The sequence below is a fragment of the Psychrobacter sp. Ps4 genome (assembly GCF_022129285.1).
GTDB lineage: Bacteria > Pseudomonadota > Gammaproteobacteria > Pseudomonadales > Moraxellaceae > Psychrobacter > Psychrobacter immobilis_A.
This window is the reverse complement of sequence record NZ_JADQAK010000002.1, coordinates 147505-170619: the sequence shown is the minus strand read 5'-3', so window position 1 is coordinate 170619 and position 23115 is coordinate 147505. Positions and strand designations below refer to the sequence as shown.

At 41.0% G+C, this 23115-nt stretch carries 28 protein-coding genes and 1 tRNA gene; 15 read left to right on the top strand and 14 right to left on the bottom strand.

Annotated features, from left to right (window positions below; genetic code table 11):
* Positions 1-482: 482 nt before the first annotated feature.
* Positions 483-695, bottom strand: coding sequence for a PspC domain-containing protein (locus I3252_RS02145; protein ID WP_238034059.1), 213 nt, complete (start codon positions 693-695; stop codon positions 483-485).
* 557 nt (positions 696-1252) lie between these two features.
* Between I3252_RS02145 and nadR the strand changes: the two genes are divergently transcribed.
* The 5 genes from nadR to I3252_RS02120 all read left to right on the top strand — a co-directional run bounded on the left by nadR (position 1253) and on the right by I3252_RS02120 (position 4529).
* On the top strand, positions 1253-2293 hold the full coding sequence (gene nadR, locus I3252_RS02140; protein WP_238034058.1) for a multifunctional transcriptional regulator/nicotinamide-nucleotide adenylyltransferase/ribosylnicotinamide kinase NadR: 1041 nt from the start codon (positions 1253-1255) through the stop codon (positions 2291-2293).
* 113 nt (positions 2294-2406) lie between these two features.
* On the top strand, positions 2407-3138 hold the full coding sequence (gene pnuC, locus I3252_RS02135) for a nicotinamide riboside transporter PnuC (protein WP_087814081.1): 732 nt from the start codon (positions 2407-2409) through the stop codon (positions 3136-3138).
* A gap of 195 nt (positions 3139-3333) precedes the next feature.
* A complete protein-coding gene (locus I3252_RS02130) occupies positions 3334-3786 on the top strand; it encodes an Mpo1-like protein (RefSeq protein WP_198329499.1) in 453 nt (150 codons plus the stop codon).
* A gap of 366 nt (positions 3787-4152) precedes the next feature.
* Positions 4153-4335: a hypothetical protein gene (locus tag I3252_RS02125; RefSeq protein WP_238034057.1), complete on the top strand. Its 183-nt coding sequence runs from the start codon at positions 4153-4155 to the stop codon at positions 4333-4335.
* 41 nt (positions 4336-4376) lie between these two features.
* Positions 4377-4529: a hypothetical protein gene (locus I3252_RS02120; RefSeq protein ID WP_176393010.1), complete on the top strand. Its 153-nt coding sequence runs from the start codon at positions 4377-4379 to the stop codon at positions 4527-4529.
* A gap of 154 nt (positions 4530-4683) precedes the next feature.
* Here I3252_RS02120 and I3252_RS02115 read toward each other — a convergent pair whose 3' ends face one another.
* From I3252_RS02115 to I3252_RS02095, 5 genes are all read right to left on the bottom strand, one after another.
* A complete protein-coding gene (locus I3252_RS02115) occupies positions 4684-5100 on the bottom strand; it encodes a hypothetical protein (protein ID WP_140412966.1) in 417 nt (138 codons plus the stop codon).
* An 8-nt stretch (positions 5101-5108) separates the two neighbouring features.
* Positions 5109-5642, bottom strand: a complete 534-nt coding sequence (locus I3252_RS02110) for a hypothetical protein (protein ID WP_201554735.1) — start codon at positions 5640-5642, stop codon at positions 5109-5111.
* 4 nt (positions 5643-5646) lie between these two features.
* Positions 5647-6123 (bottom strand): hypothetical protein, encoded by a 477-nt coding sequence (locus I3252_RS02105; RefSeq protein WP_238034056.1) that lies wholly within the window; start codon positions 6121-6123, stop codon positions 5647-5649.
* Positions 6120-6374: a BLUF domain-containing protein gene (locus tag I3252_RS02100; protein WP_238034055.1), complete on the bottom strand. Its 255-nt coding sequence runs from the start codon at positions 6372-6374 to the stop codon at positions 6120-6122. The genes I3252_RS02105 and I3252_RS02100 overlap by 4 nt, the downstream gene beginning before the upstream one ends.
* A gap of 188 nt (positions 6375-6562) precedes the next feature.
* Positions 6563-6922: a hypothetical protein gene (locus tag I3252_RS02095; protein ID WP_109591771.1), complete on the bottom strand. Its 360-nt coding sequence runs from the start codon at positions 6920-6922 to the stop codon at positions 6563-6565.
* Between the two features lie 431 nt (positions 6923-7353).
* Here I3252_RS02095 and I3252_RS02090 point away from each other — a divergent pair, with 431 nt between their 5' ends.
* A complete protein-coding gene (locus I3252_RS02090) occupies positions 7354-8763 on the top strand; it encodes an amidohydrolase family protein (protein ID WP_238034054.1) in 1410 nt (469 codons plus the stop codon).
* A gap of 22 nt (positions 8764-8785) precedes the next feature.
* Here I3252_RS02090 and I3252_RS02085 read toward each other — a convergent pair whose 3' ends face one another.
* Both I3252_RS02085 and I3252_RS02080 read right to left on the bottom strand, forming a co-directional pair.
* Positions 8786-9577 carry a glucose 1-dehydrogenase gene (locus I3252_RS02085; protein WP_201560494.1) on the bottom strand — a complete coding sequence of 264 codons (792 nt, stop codon included), beginning with the start codon at positions 9575-9577 and terminating at the stop codon, positions 8786-8788.
* 289 nt (positions 9578-9866) lie between these two features.
* Positions 9867-9941: transfer RNA gene (locus I3252_RS02080), tRNA-Gly, on the bottom strand.
* Between the two features lie 674 nt (positions 9942-10615).
* On the opposite strand from I3252_RS02080, the gene I3252_RS02075 reads away from it, so the two are divergent.
* The 4 genes from I3252_RS02075 to I3252_RS02060 all read left to right on the top strand — a co-directional run bounded on the left by I3252_RS02075 (position 10616) and on the right by I3252_RS02060 (position 13105).
* A complete protein-coding gene (locus tag I3252_RS02075; RefSeq protein ID WP_045453551.1) occupies positions 10616-11428 on the top strand; it encodes a M48 family metallopeptidase in 813 nt (270 codons plus the stop codon).
* Positions 11429-11780: 352 nt separating this feature from the next.
* The gene (locus I3252_RS02070; RefSeq protein WP_238034053.1) at positions 11781-12104 is read left to right on the top strand and encodes a BolA family protein; all 324 of its coding nucleotides are present in this window, start codon (positions 11781-11783) and stop codon (positions 12102-12104) included.
* Between the two features lie 92 nt (positions 12105-12196).
* The gene (locus I3252_RS02065; RefSeq protein WP_198330190.1) at positions 12197-12556 is read left to right on the top strand and encodes a SirB2 family protein; all 360 of its coding nucleotides are present in this window, start codon (positions 12197-12199) and stop codon (positions 12554-12556) included.
* A 147-nt stretch (positions 12557-12703) separates the two neighbouring features.
* A complete protein-coding gene (locus I3252_RS02060) occupies positions 12704-13105 on the top strand; it encodes a hypothetical protein (protein WP_045444098.1) in 402 nt (133 codons plus the stop codon).
* A gap of 160 nt (positions 13106-13265) precedes the next feature.
* Here the strand turns inward: I3252_RS02060 and trxC are convergent, their stop codons facing one another.
* The 3 genes from trxC to I3252_RS02045 all read right to left on the bottom strand — a co-directional run bounded on the left by trxC (position 13266) and on the right by I3252_RS02045 (position 15022).
* Complete coding sequence (gene trxC / locus I3252_RS02055; RefSeq protein WP_198330189.1) at positions 13266-13703, bottom strand: thioredoxin TrxC; 438 nt, start codon at positions 13701-13703, stop codon at positions 13266-13268.
* A gap of 97 nt (positions 13704-13800) precedes the next feature.
* Positions 13801-13983, bottom strand: coding sequence for a DUF2892 domain-containing protein (locus I3252_RS02050; RefSeq protein ID WP_198330188.1), 183 nt, complete (start codon positions 13981-13983; stop codon positions 13801-13803).
* 166 nt (positions 13984-14149) lie between these two features.
* Positions 14150-15022, bottom strand: a complete 873-nt coding sequence (locus tag I3252_RS02045; protein ID WP_201600572.1) for an MBL fold metallo-hydrolase — start codon at positions 15020-15022, stop codon at positions 14150-14152.
* 357 nt (positions 15023-15379) lie between these two features.
* Between I3252_RS02045 and I3252_RS02040 the strand changes: the two genes are divergently transcribed.
* The 5 genes from I3252_RS02040 to I3252_RS02020 all read left to right on the top strand — a co-directional run bounded on the left by I3252_RS02040 (position 15380) and on the right by I3252_RS02020 (position 19528).
* Positions 15380-15670, top strand: coding sequence for a metalloregulator ArsR/SmtB family transcription factor (locus I3252_RS02040; RefSeq protein ID WP_045444611.1), 291 nt, complete (start codon positions 15380-15382; stop codon positions 15668-15670).
* 243 nt (positions 15671-15913) lie between these two features.
* Positions 15914-17623 (top strand): SulP family inorganic anion transporter, encoded by a 1710-nt coding sequence (locus I3252_RS02035; RefSeq protein ID WP_238034052.1) that lies wholly within the window; start codon positions 15914-15916, stop codon positions 17621-17623.
* A 217-nt stretch (positions 17624-17840) separates the two neighbouring features.
* Entirely contained in the window at positions 17841-18167 is a 327-nt protein-coding gene (locus I3252_RS02030) for a sulfur transferase domain-containing protein (RefSeq protein WP_060491797.1), read from the top strand.
* A gap of 128 nt (positions 18168-18295) precedes the next feature.
* Positions 18296-18628 (top strand): TIGR01244 family sulfur transferase, encoded by a 333-nt coding sequence (locus I3252_RS02025; RefSeq protein WP_021813753.1) that lies wholly within the window; start codon positions 18296-18298, stop codon positions 18626-18628.
* Between the two features lie 150 nt (positions 18629-18778).
* Positions 18779-19528 (top strand): glutathione S-transferase family protein, encoded by a 750-nt coding sequence (locus I3252_RS02020; RefSeq protein ID WP_238034051.1) that lies wholly within the window; start codon positions 18779-18781, stop codon positions 19526-19528.
* Between the two features lie 16 nt (positions 19529-19544).
* On the opposite strand, the gene I3252_RS02015 is transcribed toward I3252_RS02020, so the two are convergent.
* The 3 genes from I3252_RS02015 to ahpF form a co-directional block, all read right to left on the bottom strand.
* On the bottom strand, positions 19545-20372 hold the full coding sequence (locus tag I3252_RS02015; RefSeq protein WP_201600584.1) for a hypothetical protein: 828 nt from the start codon (positions 20370-20372) through the stop codon (positions 19545-19547).
* A 77-nt stretch (positions 20373-20449) separates the two neighbouring features.
* Positions 20450-21295, bottom strand: a complete 846-nt coding sequence (locus I3252_RS02010; protein WP_238034050.1) for a hypothetical protein — start codon at positions 21293-21295, stop codon at positions 20450-20452.
* A 130-nt stretch (positions 21296-21425) separates the two neighbouring features.
* Complete coding sequence (ahpF, locus tag I3252_RS02005; RefSeq protein WP_238034049.1) at positions 21426-23003, bottom strand: alkyl hydroperoxide reductase subunit F; 1578 nt, start codon at positions 23001-23003, stop codon at positions 21426-21428.
* Between the last annotated feature and the right edge of the window lie 112 nt (positions 23004-23115).

Sequence of the window (23115 nt, the reverse complement as noted above, 5' to 3'; positions counted from 1 at the left end):
GAGGGTCTGTATTTTCTATCATCGGAGTTGTCGCTTGGGATGTCATAGTTTGGGTTTTCATAGTAAAGCCACTGTGGAATGGATATTTATAAATAAAGTTTTGATAGCACTCGTATAGCCTATTCGGCAACGACTCTATTTGCCTGCTCACCTTACTAAAAATTGACCATTTTATCTATATTTACATCAATTAAATTTATGCTACAGACCTAAACCAGTCGTTATAAGGCTAATTTATAATCAAACTGCTGCAATATAGGAGGCACAAAAGTAGCAGATAAAAAAATACCCAAATGCGCGAGCATCTGGGCAGGAGGAAAGGTATGTCTTTGGTATCCTGATGAGTCAGGCTTTTTGTTTTTTAGTCGAACTGCTATTCTTTTTTTTGCTAAAAATCCATCTGAACTAATCTCGATAGTAATGCTATCAAAACGATACTGCTATTAAGCTATTAAAAAGATACGAGCAAATATAAAATAACCTTACTCGTAAGACGCATTAGTCGCTTTTGGCATGATTATCCATAAAATTATATAAATTAAGATGCCAGGTACTGCTGCACTCAAGGATGAGATAATTACGAATAATACTCTCACCCAAGTTGGTGACCAGCCAACGTATTCGGCAACGCCGCCCATCACACCTGCTATCATGCGATTGTTCTGTGAGCGATGTAGTTTTGCTAGTTTAGCCAAATCAAATACCTCTCTATTATTTCTATTATTATTTAGAATTCTGCTTTTTGCTTTTTTTCTTCTATTTTTATGTTTCCGATTTTAGTCAGGAAGCTGCTTAGCCCTCTTAACTTATGAATAAGTATAGCAACTATTTAACATTTATCTGTTGAACGTATAGACGTACTTTGTGAGTTTATGCTAACCAAGCTTGCCCTAATCTGTCATAAAACCTCATAAACTGCTGATTTTAAATAGTTATTTCAAAATGTTTCACGATTAGCTTTATTGCTGCCATATTACACATGTTGTTACAAATCCAATATTTAGCCATTTTCAGCACATAGATATTGTTTAGATGGAGCTTGAAAAATGGTGAGATACTCAAACAATCACAGTTAAATTAATAACTTGGTCATGCTTTTATCAGAAAACAGTCGTATAAAAAAACACCCCTTTACAATAACCTACCTGTAAATCGCCTTAAACCTTTATAACATGCTGGTAAATAAGAGATATTCTAGAAGTCTATCGATAAAATTAGTGCGATGAAGCATGACTAAAAATTAAGGAAAGCTATGTACGAGTCAGGATTGATGATTGGACATTTTGAGCCACTACATTTAGGTCAAATGCGCAGTATATTGGCTGCGGCAGGACAAGCGAAAACCTTGCATATTATCATTATGGCGCATCCAGCACCGCATCCAGATTTTGACATTACTTTGCAAGACAAAGCACGTTGGCTACAGATGGCGTGTGCTGATTTGCCATTTATCCAGATTCATACCACTCATGAGATTGAGCTGCCGCTACATGATAGCTTCGTTGATGTGACAATCGACATTCCAGCTAGCAATGCCAAACTACAACGTTTGACGACAGCGCTCGACTTACCAGCAGAGACGGTCTTGTTTGTCGCAGAAAACCATCCATTGGCGCAGAGTGATATCTATGAGCGATTATCGATGCCAGTCATCACGACCCCGCTACAGCCTGAGTTTGATTCTTATGCCATCGCTCGTAATCCAGTCGCACATTGGTCAGCTATTCACCCGCAAGCGCGCGGCGACTATACCAAAACGGTGGCGATTGTTGGCGGTGAAAGCTCAGGTAAGACCACATTGGTGCATAAACTGGCCAATTATTATGGCGCCAGCTTTGCTTTAGAGATGGGACGCTTATATGTCGGTACAGATTTGGGCGGTAGTGAAGTCGGTCTACAATACAATGACTATGGTCCGATTGCCCTTCAGCATGCTCAAGCTATAAGAGATGCGGCGGCTAATGCGACCGCTCCTGTCACCATCGTTGATACCGATTTTGTGACCACTCAAGCATTTTGTCAAGAATATGAAGGTCGCAGCCATCCTTTTGTGGCGGCTTGTATCGATGAGTTTCGCTTAGATCATACCATTATGCTGGATAACAATACGCCGTGGATTGATGATGGCATGCGCTCATTGGGCACGCCTGAGGCGCGTGGACGATTTGAGCGACGTCTTGTCGATATTTTTGCTCGTCATGATATCAAACCACACATGGTTGATCAGCCAGATTACGATGCGCGCTATCAGCAAGCGCTGCTGCTTATCGATCAGTATGTTTATGGCAGATAGAGGAGATGGTAAAAATAGCGATGGCAAGAATAGCGATAATACAAAAATAATATGATACTAAAAAATAAAATAAGAACTCATTGTAGTTTTAATACTTTAAGGAAAAAGGCTTTATGCGTATTCAGCTATTAGATAATATTACTGGAAAATGGGCGATGCAATGGATTGTCACTTGGTTTATTTGCGGGGTAATAGCATTATCCGCAGGTTTTTGGCTCACAACAGAACACACCACGCTTGATATGTTTTATTTGGGCGTGTCTTTCGTTGGTTTGGTCTGTGTGGTTTCGCTATCATTTCGCAAAAACGTCATGGGCAACGGGTTGGGAATGGCAGCGACTGCGGGAGAAGTCGTCGTGCAAGCGACGTCTGGTGCAGTCGGTTTGATGCTCGCGCCGCTCTTTAACTTTTTCACCCATGTCTACGGTATTTTTTATTGGTCAAAACATACCGATCCTGATGGCGACATGATACCAAAGGCGGCGAGCAAAGCGGTTTGGTTGATTACCGCCGCCTTTATTATTATTGGTCTCGCACTTTTCCCCACGGTGAATGATTTACTGGCCAGCTATGGCTATGCAGTGGTTGAGGATGATAATAGTAAATTCCTAGGATTTATCTCCTTCTTTTGGATCAACGTCATTGCTTTTGTCCTCTCCATTACTGCACAAGCCGCGATGATTTTGCGCTATTCATTTAACTGGTGGTTATGGATTATCGTTAACTTTGTCTGGCTTATCGTCAATCTAATGTCGGGCAATTACATTTTTGCCATTCAAACCATGATATATCAAATAAACGCCTTCATTGGTTTGTATGAATGGCAGCGCAGTGAACAAGGTTAACGGTTATCTTGTATGGTCATAAGTGGTGATATCTTAAAAGAATAAAACCAAAGAGCTCGCAGATATTGGCAAACATGTTGATAACGTTATAGGTTTTGACTGTGGCGTCTATCAGATAATGTGGTGGACTGGCTCAATTAGTGCTACAACTGATAGGAGAGATTTTTCAATTTATCTACTAACATGGAGGTTAGTATGTCTCGTACTCAGCAAAAACGCCTGTCTAAACGCACACTTGAGCAATGGCTTAGTGAATATTCTGTCAGTCATCAAAACCTAGTCAATAAAAAAATCCATTGGCTATGCGTTCCTACTATATTTGTCAGCCTGTTAGGCATGGGCATGTCGCTATCAGTTTGGTTTACCTTGGTACTTAGCGCGTTGGTATTGTTATTTTATATGCGTCTATCCACGCCGTTATTCTTGGCGATGGGAATGTTTATTCTTATTTGTTTGTCAGTAATGGCATTATTACCATGGGGCTTTAAGGTTTGGGCGGCTGTTTTTGTGGTTGCTTGGATTGGACAGTTCATTGGTCATAAAATTGAAGGCAAAAAACCCTCGTTTTTTGAAGACTTACAATTCTTATTAATTGGTCCAGCATGGGTAGCTAATAGCTTGATGGGTCGTAAAAAAAGCCAAGCCTAACTATTTATTCTTGATAGTATCTTTAAGCTTAGTATATTTAAGCTCAGTATCGTTAAAATGAGTACCTAAAAAACCACTATCTAAAACTGATATTTTGACTCAAAAAAGCACCGCTTAACAATCCGTTAAGTGGTGCTTTGTATATTAAGCTAGCAAAGAACAAATTATAAAAAATAAGCTATCAAAAAAATTTATTGACTGTAATTAACTCCTCTAAATTTCAGAATAATAACACTGTAAATATAGCGTCAAATAGCCACAGCAGAACCGTTTACTTCAAAATCGAACCATTCATTTTAGAATAGAGCCAACAGCACAAATTCAGCCTATTCGCCCGATAGTTAATACGCGACAAGCCTCTACGCAATGTACTGTAGAAATTCTTCATTACACGCCATCACCGACAGATACAGCACTGGCGGTCCCGTCCTAAACGTTGAGTTGGATTTTTCTGATCGACACATTGACTTGATCGAAGAAGGATATGAGCTCGCCGTTCGCATTAAGAGCTGTAAGGTTCCAGCGACCAAGCAAAACGGCTGGCGCTGACTCGTTATTCGCTCTGTGCCAGTCCCGATTATCTGAGCAGGATGGGATTACTTGAGACGCTAGCAGATTTGGAGAATCATGAATTTTTACAATATGGTCTTGGCAAAAGAAGCAACCTAGAGCTGACTGACGAAGAAGGCACAACCACACGATTCATGGCAAAATTAATGCCGCTAATGGTGCGTTTTTGGTAGATATGGCCGTCAAAGGTCAATGCATTACCTTTATACAAGGTCGATATCTGAATACAATGTCGATATTTGATCACGCAAATAATATCACATGTCTATCATGTTGAATTATCGCTTATAGCCTACCGAATCCAGCAATCTTGGTTACTTGTGCGCCTTACTCAGTGATAGCAGAAATGACACCAATCAGTTTTTTGGTCTTATATCTTGCTTCTGCTAGTGCCATCTTATTCTGCGCTACCACGGTCAATACACAAGGCTTACCAATATAGTCAGTTTTGACAAATAGCATATTTCCAGCAGTGGCTTCGACGATAGTGATGTCGCACTTGCCCTGCTTCATTTGACTCGCGGATGAATCACTCAGTGCTGATAGTGTGCTACTCATCGCTGCAAACTTGTCCGTTTGATTGCTCAATTCACTGATCGAAAAGCAACTAATGGGAAAGCCATCTGTGGTGCATAAGCTAACCAATATGACTTCTCTATTGGCGTCACACAATGCTTTCATGTGGCTTAACAACGCTATTTTTGCTGGTGATTTTTCGTCTAATTTTTCTTTTAACATAGTCATATCTGGCATTAGTCTTGATTATTAAGGGTATTAAATAATGACAACAGAGACACGGCGGACTCTCTGTTCCTAGGATCTGTATGGAGCACGGGTGCCACCACGTTATGCTGCATCAACATCACTCTTATTTCTTGTCCCAGTGCTGAAAGGCTATCTTTGTCAGCATCCTCGCAATGAGTGATACCAATGATACACGTGGTCTGATTTTTTTCTGGTGCAAAAAAGTGTAATAGCTTATCTAAATTGGCATAATCGGGTGTCTCGCCATATCTAATCAAAATGAGCAATCCCCATAGCGACTGATTGACGAACTCCCATAAAAAAGAAAAACGCTCTTGACCTGGCACACCGTAAATACCTAGTGCCATATCGTCAAACAGAGTGATGCGCCCATAATCGATGCCGACTGTCGTGTACTCTTTACCGATATCAATACTAGATTTTGCTTCTGTTTCGATGGGGCTTATCTCGCTTAGGGTTTTGACCAACTGAGTTTTTCCAGCACCTACTTCCCCAATGATTGCTAGCTTCTGATAATTCAATTTTTTACCTCATTCCTAAGAATTTTTTGATCGCACCATAAAATTTATTAGGTTTTTTCTCATTTACGGTTTGCTCATGTATCGGTGCTGCCTCTGTGACACTCAATAAACCTAAACGATCAAACTCTCTGACAATCTGTGTGACTTGATGATGGCTGCCAAACTCACCACTGTCCGCTAGTGCATTAAATGAATAAGGCTTTTTAGTCAATTTGATACACAGGTTCATCATCATCTGCGGCTGGCTTTCATTGTTGAGATCAGGCCATGCCAACAATCTTAAATCCTTACCTTCATAATACTTTTCAGGCACCGTATCAGATTTTTTTATATCAATAAACGGTTGAATACGTCTTTGTTGAGACTCATCAAAGCTGTTTAACACAGCACTATTGTTCTCAATGAACGCATTAAAAAAGTTGCCTTGATCCACAAAATCAAACACGCTCACAGCCCAATTATGAAAGCTGCGTTTGATCACGCGCACATCCAAAACACCCAAAGATCTTCATGTCTAGGATCAGAAGCTATCTTACTCATTAACTTGTCTACTTCCAGATAAGGGCCTTCTAGCACTTGCAGATACTGACCTTCACGGTAAGAGATGATACCCGTAATTTGCGATTTTGGATTATGCTTACGAGAGACGCTAACGATGTCTGATAACCCAGTAGGCATTCGAATAGTACGATCACTGATAGGCACTCTACTGACGTATGCAATACACTTCATTTTGCCACCACTTGATAAAACGGCTCACGCTCGTTAAGTTATTCCTACTGTCTCTAAAATAATAATTCGCTATGTACAGTACGTACATAGCGAATTTGACCTTGTTGCCAGTCTTGTCTTATTTAAGGCACTATAAGCAACAAGGAGAGTTTGATAAATCACTCATTTTTTGAACACGACCAACCGAATTATATCTCTAGTTTATTTTCTACGGCTTGTACCTTACGGCGGGCTAATGCAAGATTGGCTTTTGATTTATCAAGCACCAAATAAATAAACAAGTCTTCATGCTTGGCTGTAGGACGAATGATGTGCAGTTGAGACTCCAAGGTGATTAACATATCTTCGATTTCACCTTTGATATCTAGTGATTTCATCGTTGCTACCTTCGCCTTTACCACTTGCGAGTTACCTGCTGCTGCAAGCTCTAAGTCAACGCCGCCGCCAGCCATACCAAGTACCATGCCTGACATATAGTCGACGATACAGCCACCCATTGCACCATCAAGGTTCATTAATTCTTGTAACGACTCATCGATATTTGACATACTTTTTCCTGTTTATCTGATTGTATTTAAATAAAGTCATTCCATCACAGAAATGCCTTCATAGTTTCAAGGTATGAAGCTAAATTTAGCTTATTATTTACTCTTTTTATTATTAGTATATCTTAACGTACACTAAAAATTTATAAGATAATTATAACAATAAAATATCAATAACTAAGTATGTTTTTTGGTAAAAACGATATAGTCTATTTATAAACAAAGTCTACATACCGTAGCGGTGGTCATTATATTCCATATATTAGACTCGATGACGCTTGCCCCTAACCACTCATGAACAAAAAACGACCGCTGGGTAGGAAAAAATAAAAACATCGAATAGTCATGCGGATTTAAAGTTCAAACCCCCCACTCTTGACACTAAAATGCCATTGATCGTTGAATCACTCCAAGCAAAAAAACAAGGAAAAATGATGCCCGATTTACTTATAAAAAATGCCCAATTACCCAATCATAAAAACTTGGTTAATATCAGTATAAACGGCGCTTATATTGAGAGCATTGACGACATTTCGGAAAAACCTGAACATGATGATGCGCCAAAAGCAATTTACGATGCTAAAGGTTACTTTGTCTGTGCAGGATTCTATGAGAGCCACATTCACATTGATAAAGCCTGCATCCTTGATCGCTGTACTATAGAGCAAGGTGATTTAAACGAGGCTGTTGAAGAAACAGGTAAGGCTAAAAAGGATTTTACGGAAGTAGATGTGTTTAATCGTGCTTCACGAGTGATTGAGATGGCAATTAAAAAAGGCACCGTTGGTCTGCGCACCTTTGTTGAAACAGATTCAAAAACAGAGATGCGTGCCTTTAATGCCATCAAAAAAGCCCGCGACACCTATGCATTTGCCATCGATATAGAGATTTGCGCCTTTGCGCAATCAGGATTAACCGATGACCTGCATACTTATGAGCTACTAAAACTGGCATTGTCACAAGGCGCTGATTTGGTTGGCGGCTGTCCATACAAAGATGAGAATCCTCACAAGCATATTGAAATGGTGTTTGATTTGGCTGAGCAGTTTGACGTCGATGTTGATTTTCATTTAGATTTTGATCTGGATCCACAAGGCTCGAGCATTCCAAAATTGGTTGAAGAAACCATCAAGCGCCATTATCAAGGTCGCGTATCTATTGGTCATGTGACTAAATTATCGGCGATGGACAAAGACAAACGTATAGAAATGGCTGCCTTACTGAAATTCGCTGACATTACCTTGACCGTGTTACCAGCCACCGACATATTTTTGAATGGACGTGATTATGATGTGCTCATTCCTAGAGGCATGGTCAACGCCAATGAGCTATTAGCAATGGGCATCAATACGACTATTTCTAGCAATAATATTTTAAATGCTTTCACGCCTTACGGTGATGCCTCACTGATTAGAATGGCAAATATGTATGCCAATATCACTCAATTAGCAAAAGATGAGCAGATAGCGGAGGTATTCGATATGATTAGCAAAAATGCAGCGAAGCTTTTATCACGGCAAACGGAGATTAAAGTAGGAGCACCGGCTACCCTAGTCATATTAGAAGCGAAAGACGCGGTAGAAGCGATTAGAATCAATTCACAAGCCATCGCAGGCTTTAAAAATGGCAAGCAAACCTTTTGCAATGAGGTCGCCCATATTTGCTTTGAATATCATTACTTGAGCACATTCAGTCAACTGAAAGATACAGCCTATCAATGCGCCAGCATCTTTATCATAAAACATAGGTCTAAAACGATAAAAGCGTCACCCAACTATACATTGGATGACGCTTTTCATAACGGCTTTTTTACTATTTACTATAGCTTTAACATCATGGTTTAAATACTTTCATATGCAGATAAACTTAGTCTAAGGTTTGCACACCGCCGCCATTCACAAATATGGTTTGACCACTGACCCACTCAGATAGTGGTGCGGCAAAGTACAGCATAGCACCAGCGATATCATCGGCTTCACCCAAACGTTGAATCGGCGTATGTTCTAGCATTTTCTTTTCGATTTCTGGTGTTAGTACAGTTTTTAACGCATCAGTACGCGTGGCACCAGGGCCAACCGCATTGACGCGTACCTCAGGGCCAAAATCATGTGCCAAGTTCGCCACCATATGATTGACAGCCGCTTTTGATCCTGCATAACCACTCATGTTCGGGCTTTTATTGATACTCGACATCGAAGTGGTAAATACAATCGAACCATAACCCGACGCTTTCATGTGTGGCACGCATAATTGAGACAAGCGCCAGCCACTAAAAACATTCAATTCAAAATCACGGCGAATATCATCGACCGATGCTGTGGCTGGGTTTTCACGACCGCCGCCACCGCCACCAGCATTATTGATTAAAATATTGACAGTGCCAAATTCAGCGACGACCTTATCTACCATAGCGACCAAATCTTCATCTTTTAAGATATTACATTCGACTGCCAAGCCTTTTACACCATACACTTCGACATCCTTGACCGCAGCCTTTGCATCTTCTAGTTTTAAATCAGCAATAGCGATATTTGCCCCAGCTTGTGCTAGACGTAGCGCCGTTGCTTTACCAATACCATTTGCACCGCCCGTCACAATTGCAGTTTTTCCTGACAGATCAAATAATTCATTAAATGCTCTATGTTTGAATTCTTGCATAATTATTCCTTAGTATTATCATGGTCTATAGATGGATTATTTGTTATTATATTCGTTTAAACGGTCTATATAATTATGCATGATTGAACTGAGCCTAATGTGTCAAATTGACCACCTTTTGTAACTTAGTTTCGGCGCTGCAACTTTTAGTAATCTATGTCGTTAATTCCGTCGATAGTAAATCGGAATGTCATCGAAATATTCTTAAGAAACAATGACAACCCTTAAAATCAGGACAAAAAAAAGCCTCACAATAAAGTGAGGCTTTGATGCTTTTTCAAGCCATATTTGGAGCGGGAAAAGAGATTCGAACTCTCGACCCCAACCTTGGCAAGGTTATGCTCTACCACTGAGCTATTCCCGCTGATTATCGAATTGTAGTGTTGTTAACAACAACTCCGTCTCGATAGGCTGGCTATTCTATCAGATATCCTAGTACTGTCAACCTCATTTTTAACGTTTATTTCCAATATTATGTCTTTAACTCGCTATTTATTGATGTAATTATCATAAATAATTGATTTAGCGATAATTATTTATTTTAAATAATATAAATTATTTTTCAGAATAATGTTAGAAATCTAAAGCTCTGTCCTTGTAGGTAGTATCTCATTGCCTATGAGACTATTTTTTGACTGAGATTTATGCCGCCTATCAAGTTTATAGACGTTAGTCGCGAAAAATAGATTTGTTGGTGTCAACGTCCCTCTCACTTACAATCCTACGTTGTATTGTTACTTTTCCTGCATTGGTTTTGCCTTAGTAACATTATTATACTTATGCCTAATGACAGTTCGGGTAAAATTTTACTGTTGAGGTCACGTAGCAAGCATAGGTAGAACATTAATAAAAAATTGCCTTACTTGCTGCTTTGACTCTTTATTCCACAAAAAATTTAATACGAGTCTTTTGAACGACAATTGTTTCAACGATAATCACTTTGTTATTAATAGCCGCTTTGTTATTAACCGCCACTTTGTTATTAACCGCCACTTTGTTCTATTTTACTTTTTATCATTTACAGCGAGGATGTTTATTATGAAAAAATTACTGACCAGCACCGTGATGGCCGCTTCATTGTCGGCACTAGCCCTGACAGGTTGTACCAGCACCACCAGTACTGGTGCCGTTGGCGTTGACCGTCAGCAGCTCTTACTGGTTTCTAGTGAGCAAGTTTTGCAGCTGTCTGCACAGAGTTATGCCAAAACGTTGCAAGAAGCAAAAGCGCGCGGCGTACTAGATACCAATAAGGCTCAGCTTAATCGCTTAAAGAACATCGCTAATCGCTTGGTCGGTCAGGTCGGCGTCTACCGTCCAGATGCGGCGAAATGGCAATGGGAAGTGCATACGATCAAATCTAATGAGCTGAATGCCTTTGTGGTACCGGGTGGTAAAATCATGTTTTACTCGGGTATCATTGACCGCCTGAATCTCACTGATGACGAGATTGCGGCTATTATGGGTCATGAGATGTCACATGCGCTGCGTGAGCACTCACGTGAACGTCTCTCACGCCAATATGCCACGCAGACTGGTATCGGCGTGGCTGCTAGCATATTTGGACTGTCACAAGGTCAAGCTGAGCTTGCCAACGTCGCTGGCGATTTGGGACTGAGCCGTCCGCATAGTCGCACACAAGAAGCTGAAGCCGATCAAATTGGTCTAGAGTTAATGGCACGTGCTGGCTATAATCCGCAAGCAGCGGTTACCTTATGGCAAAAAATGCAAAGCGCTAGCCAAGGTGAGCCACCGCAGTTCTTAAGCACTCACCCGACCAGCAGCAATCGTATTGCTCAATTGCAATCATTAATGCCTAAAGTGATGCCACTTTATCAAAAAGCGCGTCGCTAACGAGATTGTTAGATTTCATGCTTTGAGTAAATGGTTGTTACTTATAAAAGCAGAGTACAGGTTATCAATTGTGCTCTGCTTTTTTATGCTGATAGCTAACAGATGCCGCTACTTACCATGACTGGCTATTATTTATCGTCATTAAAGACAGTATGTTAAAAAGAATATTTTTCATTGCTATATTTTTTAGAAACAGGATAGCTCAAAAGTGTAATCGCTTACAGGCACACGCCACTTAATAGCAGGCTTTACCGCTAATAGCGTCTGCTATAATGGGCATTATTTGCAATTCACAAATTGCTAAGTATGATACCGCCAAGTACTATTAGGCAAAATATATGGAAAGATTATTATGAGTAAAACACCGACCGCTGATACGCTCAATGCTGAGCTACAAGCGTTGCAGCCGCAACATATAGAATTGTTGAATGAGTCAATGAATCATTCTGGTTATTTTGATGGTAAAGAAAGCCATTTTAAGCTTACGATTGTTAGTGATGCTTTTGAAGGCAAAAGATTGGTCGCACGGCATCAACTTGTATATGGACTGGCAAACTCCTTATTAACCTCGCAAGGTGGTCAAATCCATGCTTTAGCGATTCATGCTTATACCCCAATAGAATGGCAAGGTCAAAGCCCTGATAGTCCGTTATGTGCTGGACAAAACAAGGGCTAATAACGAACGATTGCGAAGATAGTGTTTTCCATACCATCATTATATGTAACCAGTAAGCGCTGAAACTGCACCTTTAAAGGAAATAATATCTCATGAAACATCTACACATGCTCATGGCTGTATTGCTCATTGCCCTGTTTTTATATCAGAGCTATTTGGTATTAAGCTCAAACAAGCAAGCGCCACGCGTGGTCAAAATCTCTTCGCACATTCTCTATGCCCTCATTATTGTGTCAGGGGCAGTCATGCTAATGCAGCTGATGAGTGCCAATGCACCCATACAATGGGTGTTTGCAAAAGTAATCTTACTGGTTGCGGCTATCAGTGCCAGTATCAAAGCGTTCAATAATAACGCCACATCTAGCCAAAGAAAGACCGGTATTCTTATTGCTGGAGCGGCATATCTGGGCATTGTGGTACTTGCCTTTGCTAAACCTGGCAACTTATTTTAATAAACATATCATATTTTGATTGCACAAATACTTATATTACTAGTATTGAAAATATTTAATAATTGCTATATTTTCAATATCTTAATCTCATTATTTTTGCTATCTTACATAAATCCAATCACCTTAACCTAGCCTAATGGAGCCACTATGAAAACTCTTACTGCAGCGACACTACTGGCGACAGCTGGCATTTTTGGTCTCTCAGGCTGTGCCTCGACGGGTAATGTCACGCCACAATATGTGCCGCCAAGCACGTATCAAAGTTACGATTGCCAAGCCCTTAGTCAAGAATATACCCGCGTCAATCGCTATGTCGACGCGGCGCGCAATGAGCAATCAACTTTATCCGCCTCAGGTGTCGGGGTTGGGGTTTCTGCAGGGCGTTGGGGTATTTCCCCTAATATTAGCTTTGGCGTTGGCAAAAGCAACAATACCAAGGCGCGCGATGCAAAATTATCACGGCTCTATGGCGAGCGTGATGCCATCATTCAATCCGCCCGCATTCAGCGTTGTAGCTTTGCCAATGGTGTTAAGATTTATGGCGAGTAATACGTGATAGATTATGTGTAATAGATTATATTTAATAAGTTAAGTTTGATAAGTAATATTTAACTGCTCAACTCTTTGATGACTTTAGATAGTATTTGTTATAAAAAAGCCAGCATGCAATAAGCATACTGGCTTTTTTATAATCATAATCCGTTAAAACTCAAGAATGTAAGCTTTGTACCCACTGAACAATTTGATCGCTAGGTAACGCACCTGACTGCCGTGCTATCTCTCTACCATTTTTAAAAGCCACCATGGTTGGCAAACTGCGAATATTATAAGGTGCCGCCGCTTGCTCATATTTATCGGTTTGTATTTTGGCAAACACTACTTGTGGCAACTGACTGGCTGCCGTCTTGAACTGCGGTGCCATCATCAGACACGGCTGACACCAACTCGCCCAAAAATCAACGATGGTCAAGACTTCATTTTTTTGAATGACTTTACGAACCGTTTGGGCGTTTAGTTCATGAGGACTCCCCGTTAATAACGGCTGACCACATTTGCCACAATTTGGCGCAGCACTAAGTTTGGCTGCTGGTATGCGGTTGGTTGCCTGACAATGTGGGCAGACCAGATGAGAGTTTTGCTCACTCATTATAAGACTCCTATACAAGTAGCATGGGTATTGGTCGATCAAAGTATCCAATACCCATGCTTGATTATGTATTTATGACAATAAATCTAGCGACTTTTTAACGCTTGCAGGTATTCACCCCAAGCATTTTATACAAAGGACAAAAGCGGAAGAGTCCCGTGAGTAAAGGCACTAAGCCAATCACGCCCCACCAGCTTTGAAAATACAAACCCAAGCCGATAATCACAACACCCGCGATGATACGTAGTAAACGCTCAGTACTGCCGATATTAATTTCCATGGTTCAATCCTTAAGTGTGAAGGCTTAATGGTAGAGGAGTAATATAGCCATGTGTTTACGGTAAAGACTAGCATTATGATGGCTTATACTCGTATTGTGCTTACGTAACGTGATGCATGTTTATAATGTTTGCTTATTCTGATGTCTGCTTATCCTGATATCTGTCTTATTGCCCAAGTACATTAATCGGTACTTTGAGATAACGGGTACCATTGTCTTCTGGCTCTGGGAAATGACCTGCATCGATGTTTACTTGTACCGATGGAATAATGAGACGCGGCATGTCAAGAGTGGCATCGCGGCGCTCACGCATTTGCACAAACTCTGCTTCATTGATGCCATCTTTGACATGGATATTGCCCAGTTTCTGTGCAGCGACAGTCGTGGTTGGACAGTGTTGACGACCCTTGCTTGGATAATCATGGCACAGATATATTATCGTATCTTCAGGGAGCGCAAGGAGCTTCTTGATTGAGTGGTACAGCGTCTTGGCATCCCCACCTGGAAAGTCACAGCGAGCCGTCCCGACATCAGGAGCAAATAAAGTATCACCAACAAAGACCACGGTCTTTTCATCATCAGTAGCAATATAGGCCATATCTGCCGGCGTATGACCCGGTACATACATGACCGTAATAGTAATATTGCCAAGCGCCAAGGTATCGCCCTCATCCGTTAGAATATCGAACTGGCTGGCATCGGTGCGAAAGCTGGTATCAAAGTTGAATATTTGCTTAAATATTTTTTGCACTTCGGTGATATGTTGACCGATTACCAACTGCCCGCCAAGTGTGTCTTTGACATGTATCGCGGCGGATATATGATCAGCATGCGCATGAGTCTCTATGATGTAAACCAGCTTCCAACCATGCTCGCGGACGAACTCTATCACCTCATCGACGCTAGTAGTACTCGTGCGCCCTGACTTAGCATCAAAATCCAATACAGGATCGATGATGGCACAGACTTGTTGTTGAACGTCCGCGAGTACGTGAGTATAAGTTTCTGTGTCGCTATGTAAGAATGAATGAACTTGCATGGCTACCTCTTGGCTTTTAGATGAATATTTTATTTTTTGATAAATTGTTCAGTATAATATGCACCGGCTTCAGCTTATCGTATTGACCGCCACATATTTATCAACGATGCATATCAATATAGCAACGATTTAACATTTTATCAATTTATATAATGTAAATAATGATAACTTGCTATCCGTGGCAATATCATTGATAATTAATCTTATCTTAGCTATTAATCCTAAATTTTTTATTATGTCTTATATAAGGAGCTTGCTCTGACTACTTCTACTTCAGCATTGAGCACCTCGACTACTAGCATTGATGATGCGTCATCTAGCGTAGCAGACTTTGCCCATAAAGACCTTGCTGAGCAAATGCAGCAAGCGTCCATGCAAGCCAGCCAATTGTTAAAGTCGCTTTCACATCCAGATCGCTTATTACTCTTATGTCAGTTGACTCAAGGAGAATATTGCGTCAGCGAGCTTGAAAGCTTAGTCGGTGTTGGTCAGCCAAGCTTGTCACAGCAGCTTGGTATTCTACGCAAAGATGCGCTGGTGACGACCCGCCGTGAAGGCAAGCAAATCTATTATAGTATTGCCAGCGACGATGCCTTGGCGGTGTTACATTTATTGTATGAACGCTTTTGTGCCAAAACTGACAGCTAGTTTGTTGGCTTGAGTTTTTAGCATCACTTGTTAGCGTCATTTTTCAGCATAACTTTATGAATTTAGCGCTTGGCTGTATTTAACCTTTTCTTTTCTTTTATTCAATTTTTTCTACTATAGTCGGTTCAATATAGTTTAGATACAAGGAAGGCAAGCGAAAGTACTACCAATAGTAGACTAAGCGAGCCTGACACCGTATCTGATTTATATAAGATTGACTATATATTGTGATGACATATTGCTATGCCTTCTATTGCCGCTCGTCTGATTCCTGCTTGGTTGCGTCAATACCAGCTGTCTGCCCTGCCAACTGACGTTGTTGCTGGGTTGGTGGTTGGGGTGCTCGTCATTCCGCAAAGCTTAGGTTATGCGGTATTGGCAGGATTACCACCCGTCTATGGACTCTACGCGGCCATCGTTCCCGTGCTGGTCTATGCATGGATAGGCTCGAGTAATGTGCAAGCAGTAGGGCCTGTCGCTATTACAGCGATTATGACAGCCAGTAGCCTACATCCTTATGCTACAGAGGGCTCTCAGCAGTATATATTGATGGCAAGTTTGCTGTCATTGATGGTTGGTACGATGTTATGGCTAGCAGGGCGGCTCAAACTGGGCTGGATTATGCAGTTTATCAGTCGCGGCGTTTCAGCAGGCTTTATCAGTGGTGCCGCCGTATTAATTTTTATCAGTCAGCTTAAATATCTGACCGCGATTCCTATTGCGGGAAATAACTTAATCGGTTATCTATCAAGCACGCAAATGTATGCACGCCAGCTACATCCGCTAACCTTAGTTATTGGCGTCATTGCTTTTGCACTGTTGGTGGCCAGTCGCTACGGTAGCAAATGGCTATGGAAGTCTTGGTTATCAGCGTCTTATGCCAAATGGGCTGAGCGACTATTTCCGCTTATTTTGCTCGGTATTGCGATTGTTTTGAGCATTAGCTTACACTGGACCACGAACGGCGTGGCCACGATTGGGAATATTCCACAAGGCTTACCAACCTTTACTCTGCCCTATGTACCAGACTTCGATGAAGCGCTGAATTTATTACCTAGCGCAGGTTTAATGGCATTGATTATCTTTGTCTCTAGCAGCTCCGTCGCCAGCAACTATGCACGCCTGCGCGGTGAGGCTTTTAACGCCAATAGGGAGCTGACTGGACTGGGGCTTGCCAATATGGCAGGTGGCTTTTTTCAAGGCTTTACCGTCGCTGGCGGCTTTTCGCGCACCGCTATCAATGCCGACTCAGGGGCCAAAACACCAGTTGCAAGTTTAGTAACTGTGCTGGTCATGATTGCTGCTTTAATCGCTTTTGGCAATGTACTCGCACCACTGCCCTACGCTTTATTGGGTGCAACCATCATGGCATCGATCATCGGTCTCATTGATATGGCAACCTTGAAGTCGGCATGGCAACGCGACCGCCTAGATGCGGCCAGCTTTTTGGCGGCATTCATCGGCGTATTGATATTTGGATTAAATACTGGCTTGGTGATTGGTTTGATGGTGTCGTTTGCTAGCCTCATTTGGCAATCGAGTAAACCGCACGTCGCTGTGGTTGGGCAGCTAGCTGGCACAGGGCATTTTCGCAATATAAACCGTCACGATGTGGTGACCTTTAGCAATTTATTGATGCTGCGTATCGATGAGAGCTTATTTTTTGGCAATAGTGAATCCGTCCATCGTAGGGTCATACAAGCCACTCAGCAATATCCAGAAGCGCATGAGGTCATACTCATCATGTCAGCGGTCAATCACATTGACTTGACCGGACAAGAGATGCTGATCAGTCTTAATCAAGAGCTGTTGAACCAAAATAAACATTTAAACTTTAGCTTTATTAAAGGGCCAGTAATGGACATCATCGAGCATACTCCGGTCATTACCACCCTCTCAGGTCAAGTTTATTTAAGCACGATGGATGCGGTAAATGCGCTAAAAGATATCTAATCGGTCTGTGAGACATATGTTGCTCAATCAAGCATAATTATTATTATGCTGTGACAAAATATAGATATGATAAAAGCTGTGTTATGCTAAATTGGTATAAGCCCCTAAAAAATACAGCCTTTAGAAGAGATACCTAAAGTACAGCCTTTATAAAATGGCGCTTAGCTACAATACGATACCTCCAAACGTCTTTTAATATACGCGACCGAAGCTACTTATGACCGATAATTTAACCATTTATAAGCAAATTTATCCAAGCCAATGCACCAAGATTGCTGAGCTTGGCTACCGCTCCGTGCTCAATATTCGTCCTGATGCCGAGACAGAAACGCAGCCCAATAGCGGCGACTTTACCAGTGCGACGGCAAAAGCCAACCTTACTTATCATCATTTACCGTTTGATGATGAGCGCTTGAGCATGGCGACTGTCGAGCAGTTTGCGGCGTTTTATCGCTCGATGCCTAAACCAATATTGATGTTTTGCGGGACAGGTGCACGTGCTAAATTGTTGTATCAAAGCGCATTGATGCAAGGTTTGTTATAACCATGACTATAAAAAATCGATAATGCTTACATACGGTCTCTTTAGAAAGTTGCCTATTAAGATTAGTCTAAGATTCTGTATCTTACGCCACACACTTTATTTAGTATAAAAAATAAAAAGGAGCTCTTATGAGCCATCAAATTAGTATTACCGGACAAATCACCCCTGATCAAGTACCTATGATTGCTGAAAATGGTTTTAAAACCATTATTAACAACCGTCCAGACGGTGAGGAGCCGAACCAACCGACCAGCGCTGAGATTGAAGCTGCTGCTAAAAAAGCAGGGCTTGCTTATAAAGAAGTGTCTTTCGCTGGTAGTGAGCTTAATCAAAACCATGTCGAAGAATTTGCTGATTTCTTTAATCAAGCTGAACAGCCAATGCTGATCTTTTGCCGTACTGGCAACCGCTCAACAGGTATTTATGAAGCGGCAAAGCGTATGGATTTATTAGACGATTGATAGTGATTTAAATATAATCGCTACTGCTGAAAAAACGCCCTTCCAAATTTTGGATGGGCATTTTTTATTGAAATTACTGAACTATAGACTGGTTAATTTTTAATATTGAGCACATAATAAAATACTACTTATACAGCTCAATAGGATTTTATGATGCAAAAACCGCTACTCATCATCGGCAATAAAAACTATTCGTCATGGTCATTACGAGCTTGGCTATTGCTCAAAGCCTTCAATATTGATTTTGATGAGCAACTGATTGAGCTGTTTCATCCATCCGCAAGACCCATCCTCAATGAGCATGCGCCAACAGGCAAAGTGCCAGTTTTGGTCTATGGTGAAGGTGATGAAAAAGTCACGGTATGGGATACTTTAGCGATTGCCATTCATGCCAATGATTATTTGACAGAATTAGATCTTTGGACAGGATTGAAGAAGTCTGACGCTGAGACCAATACCAGCAACAGAATAAATAGCGCTTATTGCCAAAGCATCATCGCTGAGATGCACTCAGGGTTCATGGGCATTCGTAGTGAGATGCCGATGAACATTCGAGCTAAAGCAAAAATACAACCTAGCAATGCCTGCTTAAATGATATCGCGCGTATAGAAACAATATTCGAAGATTGCCTGAAAGAGCGCTCAAAAGACGGCTACTTGTTTGGTTCATTTACGGCTGCTGATGCTTTTTTCGCACCAGTTATTCTACGCTTGCAAACGTATGCCGATGCCTCTGACATAGCATTGAAATCAACGACCAAACAATATTGTGAAACGATGTTAAACAATCCTCATCTACAGGCTTGGCGAGAGGCAGCACTTGAAGAAACTCGCGTAATTAAAGAAGATGAAGCAGGTGAGATACTGTCGGTGGTTGGGGTGTTGGCTGACCAAAAGTGAATCATTGAAAACGAGCTTAATAATTATCTTTTAAAGGATATTCATTAGGCTCTATATAGCCTTTGTTTTTTTGATAATTAATACGATAAGTAGCGTTATGATATTTCTTGCCTTTCACAAATCCATTGAGTGTTATTTCTAAAGGATAAAACCCATTAACGGTTTTATGACTATCGATAGTAAAGGTAGTTTTGGTATTATCGCACTCTGACATATCGTCTTCGCATTTCCCCGCATTTTCGTTATTAAAATTAATACCTATCCAACTCTGTGTAATACCGCTGCCACTAGGTGTCAATATGACAAGACTATCACTGTAATAACCTTGATGCGTATCACCATGCTCATTTATAAAGCCCCACGTATTTGTCGCAAACTGTTCTAAATCCCAACCACTTAAACCAAGACCATTACTGCCTGCATTCATATAAGGATTGGCCGACTCAACTTGCCAGCCTTCACCTTTAGGCTTTAAAACAAACATACCGACTAAACCACTGTCAAAGCGAGTGTCGGTATACTCCAACGCTTCACCATCCTCGTTAAAACTAGCGTTACCTTTCATCACTATATATAAACGTTTACCTTTATCCGTCTCTATGACCTTTTGCCTATCAATATCGATGCAATAGCCCGTCATATAAGGCTCTCTAGTTAAACCATTGACGGAACCAGAAGGAGCAATCGCGCCATGACACCCTAATGCTTCATTATAAAGCGGATAGTACGGCTTGAGGATATCCATCACACTATCAGCAGCAGAGGCTGTACCGCATATTAATGTGACTGTAATAAGGAACGCTACTTTTCTTAAGCTGAGTAATCCTAAATTAGATTTGAACATCTTAAATACTTCCTTTGAAGCTCTCAAAATTTTTATCGTTCATTTTTATGAAACACGAATATAGTTATGAATATGAATCAAAAGCTTACATCTTTCATTGGATAATCATTAGGTACTTGATACCCTAATCGGGGTTGATACTTAATAAGATAGACTTGATTTTTATATACCTTATCATCTTCAAAACCGTTTAGCGTAATCTCTAACGGATAAAAACCATTAATTATCGTCTTCTTATCAACGCCTAGCTTAGCCTTTAAAAGTGTACAAGTACTGGCATCAGGATTGCTACAACCTCCTGCTGACCCAGATCCTCCATTAGAATGTTCATACTTGGCTTCTACCCAGCTTCTTCTAATATTACTCTTGTCTGGTGTAAGTAAAATAAAAGCCGAGCCTGAATGAACCCAATGCGAATCACTATGAATATTAATAAATCCCCATTTATCAGGGGCAACTTGTATCAGCTTCCAGTCTTTTAGACCTTTACCAGAAGCACCTGCATTCATCGCTGGATTGGCAGATTCTACTTCCCAGCCTGAACCTTGTGGCTTTAGAACAAACATGCCTACTAGACCAGAAAAGACGTGTGCTCCATACGCTTCGCTACCATCTTCATTAAAACCGATGTCGCCAATGACCGATATATATAACCTTGTACCCTGCTTGGCTTGTACCTTTAATTGTCTATCAATTTTAATACAGTAACCGTTTTGATAAAGTATGCCTTCGCCATCTGATGAACCGTTATTAGCCATAATACCTCGACACTGCTTTGTCTCATTATAGATGGGATAGTATTCATTCAGAATCTCATTGACGGTTTGCCCTGCATAAGCATTGGTTACACTGAATAGTACAAATATAAAAGCTAGGCATTTAGCCCAATAATTATTTTTGCGAATTGCATATTTATTTTTCACTATTAAGGTTCTCGTAAAATATTAACGAACATAAGTTAATTTATAATTTTTTACAAGTAGTATATCAGCACCCATAAAAAAACCACCTCAAAAGAGGTGGCTTGTTAGACTAAATTTAGCGTGAAATAACTTACTGCATAACCAAGTACTCGAACGCTGACAGTGCAGCTTTTGAACCCTCGCCCATCGCAATATTAATCTGCTTAAATGGCACAGTCGTGACGTCACCACAAGCAAAGATACCTTTGCGATCAGTACGGCAGCGCTCATCAATCTCAATCTCACCAAAACGGTTCAAATCAACAAAGCCTTTAACAAACGCAGAGTTCGGTACTAGACCAATCTGTACAAACACCCCTGCCAAGTCACGCTCATGAGTATCACCTGTGCTGCGATCTTGATAAACGATCGAAGTCACTTTACCATCAGTCGCTTTAATTTCTTGCGTCGCTGCGCCAGTGATAAATTCGATATTGGCTTTTTCTTTGGCTTTGTTAATCAATACCTGATCCGCTTTTAAATCATCCGCGAACTCAAGCACAGTCACATGCTTCACGATACCAGCAAGATCTAATGCCGCTTCGATACCAGAGTTACCACCACCAACGACAGCAATGTCTTTACCCTTAAAGAATGGGCCGTCACAGTGCGCACAGAAAGCCACGCCTTTACCGATGTTCTCTTCTTCACCCGGAACACCAAGCTTACGCCACTGAGCACCCGTCGCTAAGATAATACTGCGTGTCTCAAACGTCTCACCCGTGTTTAGATGAATGCGATAGTTTTCATCTTCTGTCTCACTGATTTCTTTGACGCTGACATGCTCTTTTAAAGTAATATCGTATTCGCGTAAATGTTTTTCAAAGTTCGCTGATAGCTCAGTACCCGTGGTTAAAGGCACAGAAATCAAGTTTTCGATATCCTGCGTGTCTTTCACCTGTCCGCCGATACGATCAGCAACCATCGTCACTTTTAAGCCTTTACGAGCGGTATAAATCGCAGCGGCAACGCCAGCTGGACCTGCACCAATAATCGTCACATCTTGCTGCTCTAACTGCTCAGCATCGTCATCAGCTTCTGCTAACAAGTCAGGAAATTGCTCTTGCAACTTTCCAATCAATTTTGCCGTGTCGATGAGACCATTGGCAAACGGCTTACCATTTAAGAATACCGCTGGTACACCTTGGATGTTATTAGCATCAACCTGCTCTTGGAATAGAGCACCATCAATCATCTCGTTGCTAATACCATCGTTCAATAGTGCAAACTGGTTGAGCGCTTGCACCACTTCTGGGCAACTGTGGCAAGATAGCGACACGTAAGTTTGAAACTGTAGTGGCTTATTAAAACGCTTAATCAGCTTTTGAATACTTTCATCCAATTTTAGCGTATGACCACCGGCTTGCAAAATAGCCAAAATCAGCGAGGTAAATTCATGACCACCGGGGATACCACTAAAGACGATACCCGTATCAGTCAATGCACCATCGACATGACTGACCACTTTAAAGCTAATTGGACTTGGTAAGCTGTCATCAGTTGCTGTTGCATCAAAATTGATTTTATCTGTGGTGCCAGCGATTTTAGTCAAAAAATCAATCAATTCAGCACGCTTACTATGTTCGCCACTACCCAATACAAAGGTAATTGGACGAGTCATTTTTTCGCTGTAACCTTTGATGGCATCTAATAAACTTTTATCTATCATGTTTGTTCCTCATCATTACTGGATATGTAACGTCAACTGTCATGTTGCTCGTTCAAATATAGACTATTTGGTATTAATAATTTTATCTAAAATATTATAGGCCATGAGTTTA

Excerpts from the sequence above, each read along its gene's own strand:
- nadR (WP_238034058.1), top strand. The coding sequence starts at position 1,253 with ATGTACGAGTCAGGATTGATGATTGGACATTTTGAGCCACTACATTTA.
- pnuC (WP_087814081.1), top strand. The coding sequence starts at position 2,407 with ATGCGTATTCAGCTATTAGATAATATTACTGGAAAATGGGCGATGCAA.
- I3252_RS02130 (WP_198329499.1), top strand. The coding sequence starts at position 3,334 with ATGTCTCGTACTCAGCAAAAACGCCTGTCTAAACGCACACTTGAGCAA.
- I3252_RS02125 (WP_238034057.1), top strand. The coding sequence starts at position 4,153 with ATGTACTGTAGAAATTCTTCATTACACGCCATCACCGACAGATACAGC.
- I3252_RS02120 (WP_176393010.1), top strand. The coding sequence starts at position 4,377 with ATGGGATTACTTGAGACGCTAGCAGATTTGGAGAATCATGAATTTTTA.
- I3252_RS02115 (WP_140412966.1), bottom strand. The coding sequence starts at position 5,100 with ATGACTATGTTAAAAGAAAAATTAGACGAAAAATCACCAGCAAAAATA.
- I3252_RS02100 (WP_238034055.1), bottom strand. The coding sequence starts at position 6,374 with ATGAAGTGTATTGCATACGTCAGTAGAGTGCCTATCAGTGATCGTACT.
- I3252_RS02095 (WP_109591771.1), bottom strand. The coding sequence starts at position 6,922 with ATGTCAAATATCGATGAGTCGTTACAAGAATTAATGAACCTTGATGGT.
- I3252_RS02090 (WP_238034054.1), top strand. The coding sequence starts at position 7,354 with ATGCCCGATTTACTTATAAAAAATGCCCAATTACCCAATCATAAAAAC.
- I3252_RS02085 (WP_201560494.1), bottom strand. The coding sequence starts at position 9,577 with ATGCAAGAATTCAAACATAGAGCATTTAATGAATTATTTGATCTGTCA.
- I3252_RS02075 (WP_045453551.1), top strand. The coding sequence starts at position 10,616 with ATGAAAAAATTACTGACCAGCACCGTGATGGCCGCTTCATTGTCGGCA.
- I3252_RS02070 (WP_238034053.1), top strand. The coding sequence starts at position 11,781 with ATGAGTAAAACACCGACCGCTGATACGCTCAATGCTGAGCTACAAGCG.
- I3252_RS02065 (WP_198330190.1), top strand. The coding sequence starts at position 12,197 with ATGAAACATCTACACATGCTCATGGCTGTATTGCTCATTGCCCTGTTT.
- I3252_RS02060 (WP_045444098.1), top strand. The coding sequence starts at position 12,704 with ATGAAAACTCTTACTGCAGCGACACTACTGGCGACAGCTGGCATTTTT.
- trxC (WP_198330189.1), bottom strand. The coding sequence starts at position 13,703 with ATGAGTGAGCAAAACTCTCATCTGGTCTGCCCACATTGTCAGGCAACC.
- I3252_RS02050 (WP_198330188.1), bottom strand. The coding sequence starts at position 13,983 with ATGGAAATTAATATCGGCAGTACTGAGCGTTTACTACGTATCATCGCG.
- I3252_RS02045 (WP_201600572.1), bottom strand. The coding sequence starts at position 15,022 with ATGCAAGTTCATTCATTCTTACATAGCGACACAGAAACTTATACTCAC.
- I3252_RS02040 (WP_045444611.1), top strand. The coding sequence starts at position 15,380 with ATGCAGCAAGCGTCCATGCAAGCCAGCCAATTGTTAAAGTCGCTTTCA.
- I3252_RS02035 (WP_238034052.1), top strand. The coding sequence starts at position 15,914 with ATGCCTTCTATTGCCGCTCGTCTGATTCCTGCTTGGTTGCGTCAATAC.
- I3252_RS02030 (WP_060491797.1), top strand. The coding sequence starts at position 17,841 with ATGACCGATAATTTAACCATTTATAAGCAAATTTATCCAAGCCAATGC.
- I3252_RS02025 (WP_021813753.1), top strand. The coding sequence starts at position 18,296 with ATGAGCCATCAAATTAGTATTACCGGACAAATCACCCCTGATCAAGTA.
- I3252_RS02020 (WP_238034051.1), top strand. The coding sequence starts at position 18,779 with ATGATGCAAAAACCGCTACTCATCATCGGCAATAAAAACTATTCGTCA.
- I3252_RS02015 (WP_201600584.1), bottom strand. The coding sequence starts at position 20,372 with ATGTTCAAATCTAATTTAGGATTACTCAGCTTAAGAAAAGTAGCGTTC.
- ahpF (WP_238034049.1), bottom strand. The coding sequence starts at position 23,003 with ATGATAGATAAAAGTTTATTAGATGCCATCAAAGGTTACAGCGAAAAA.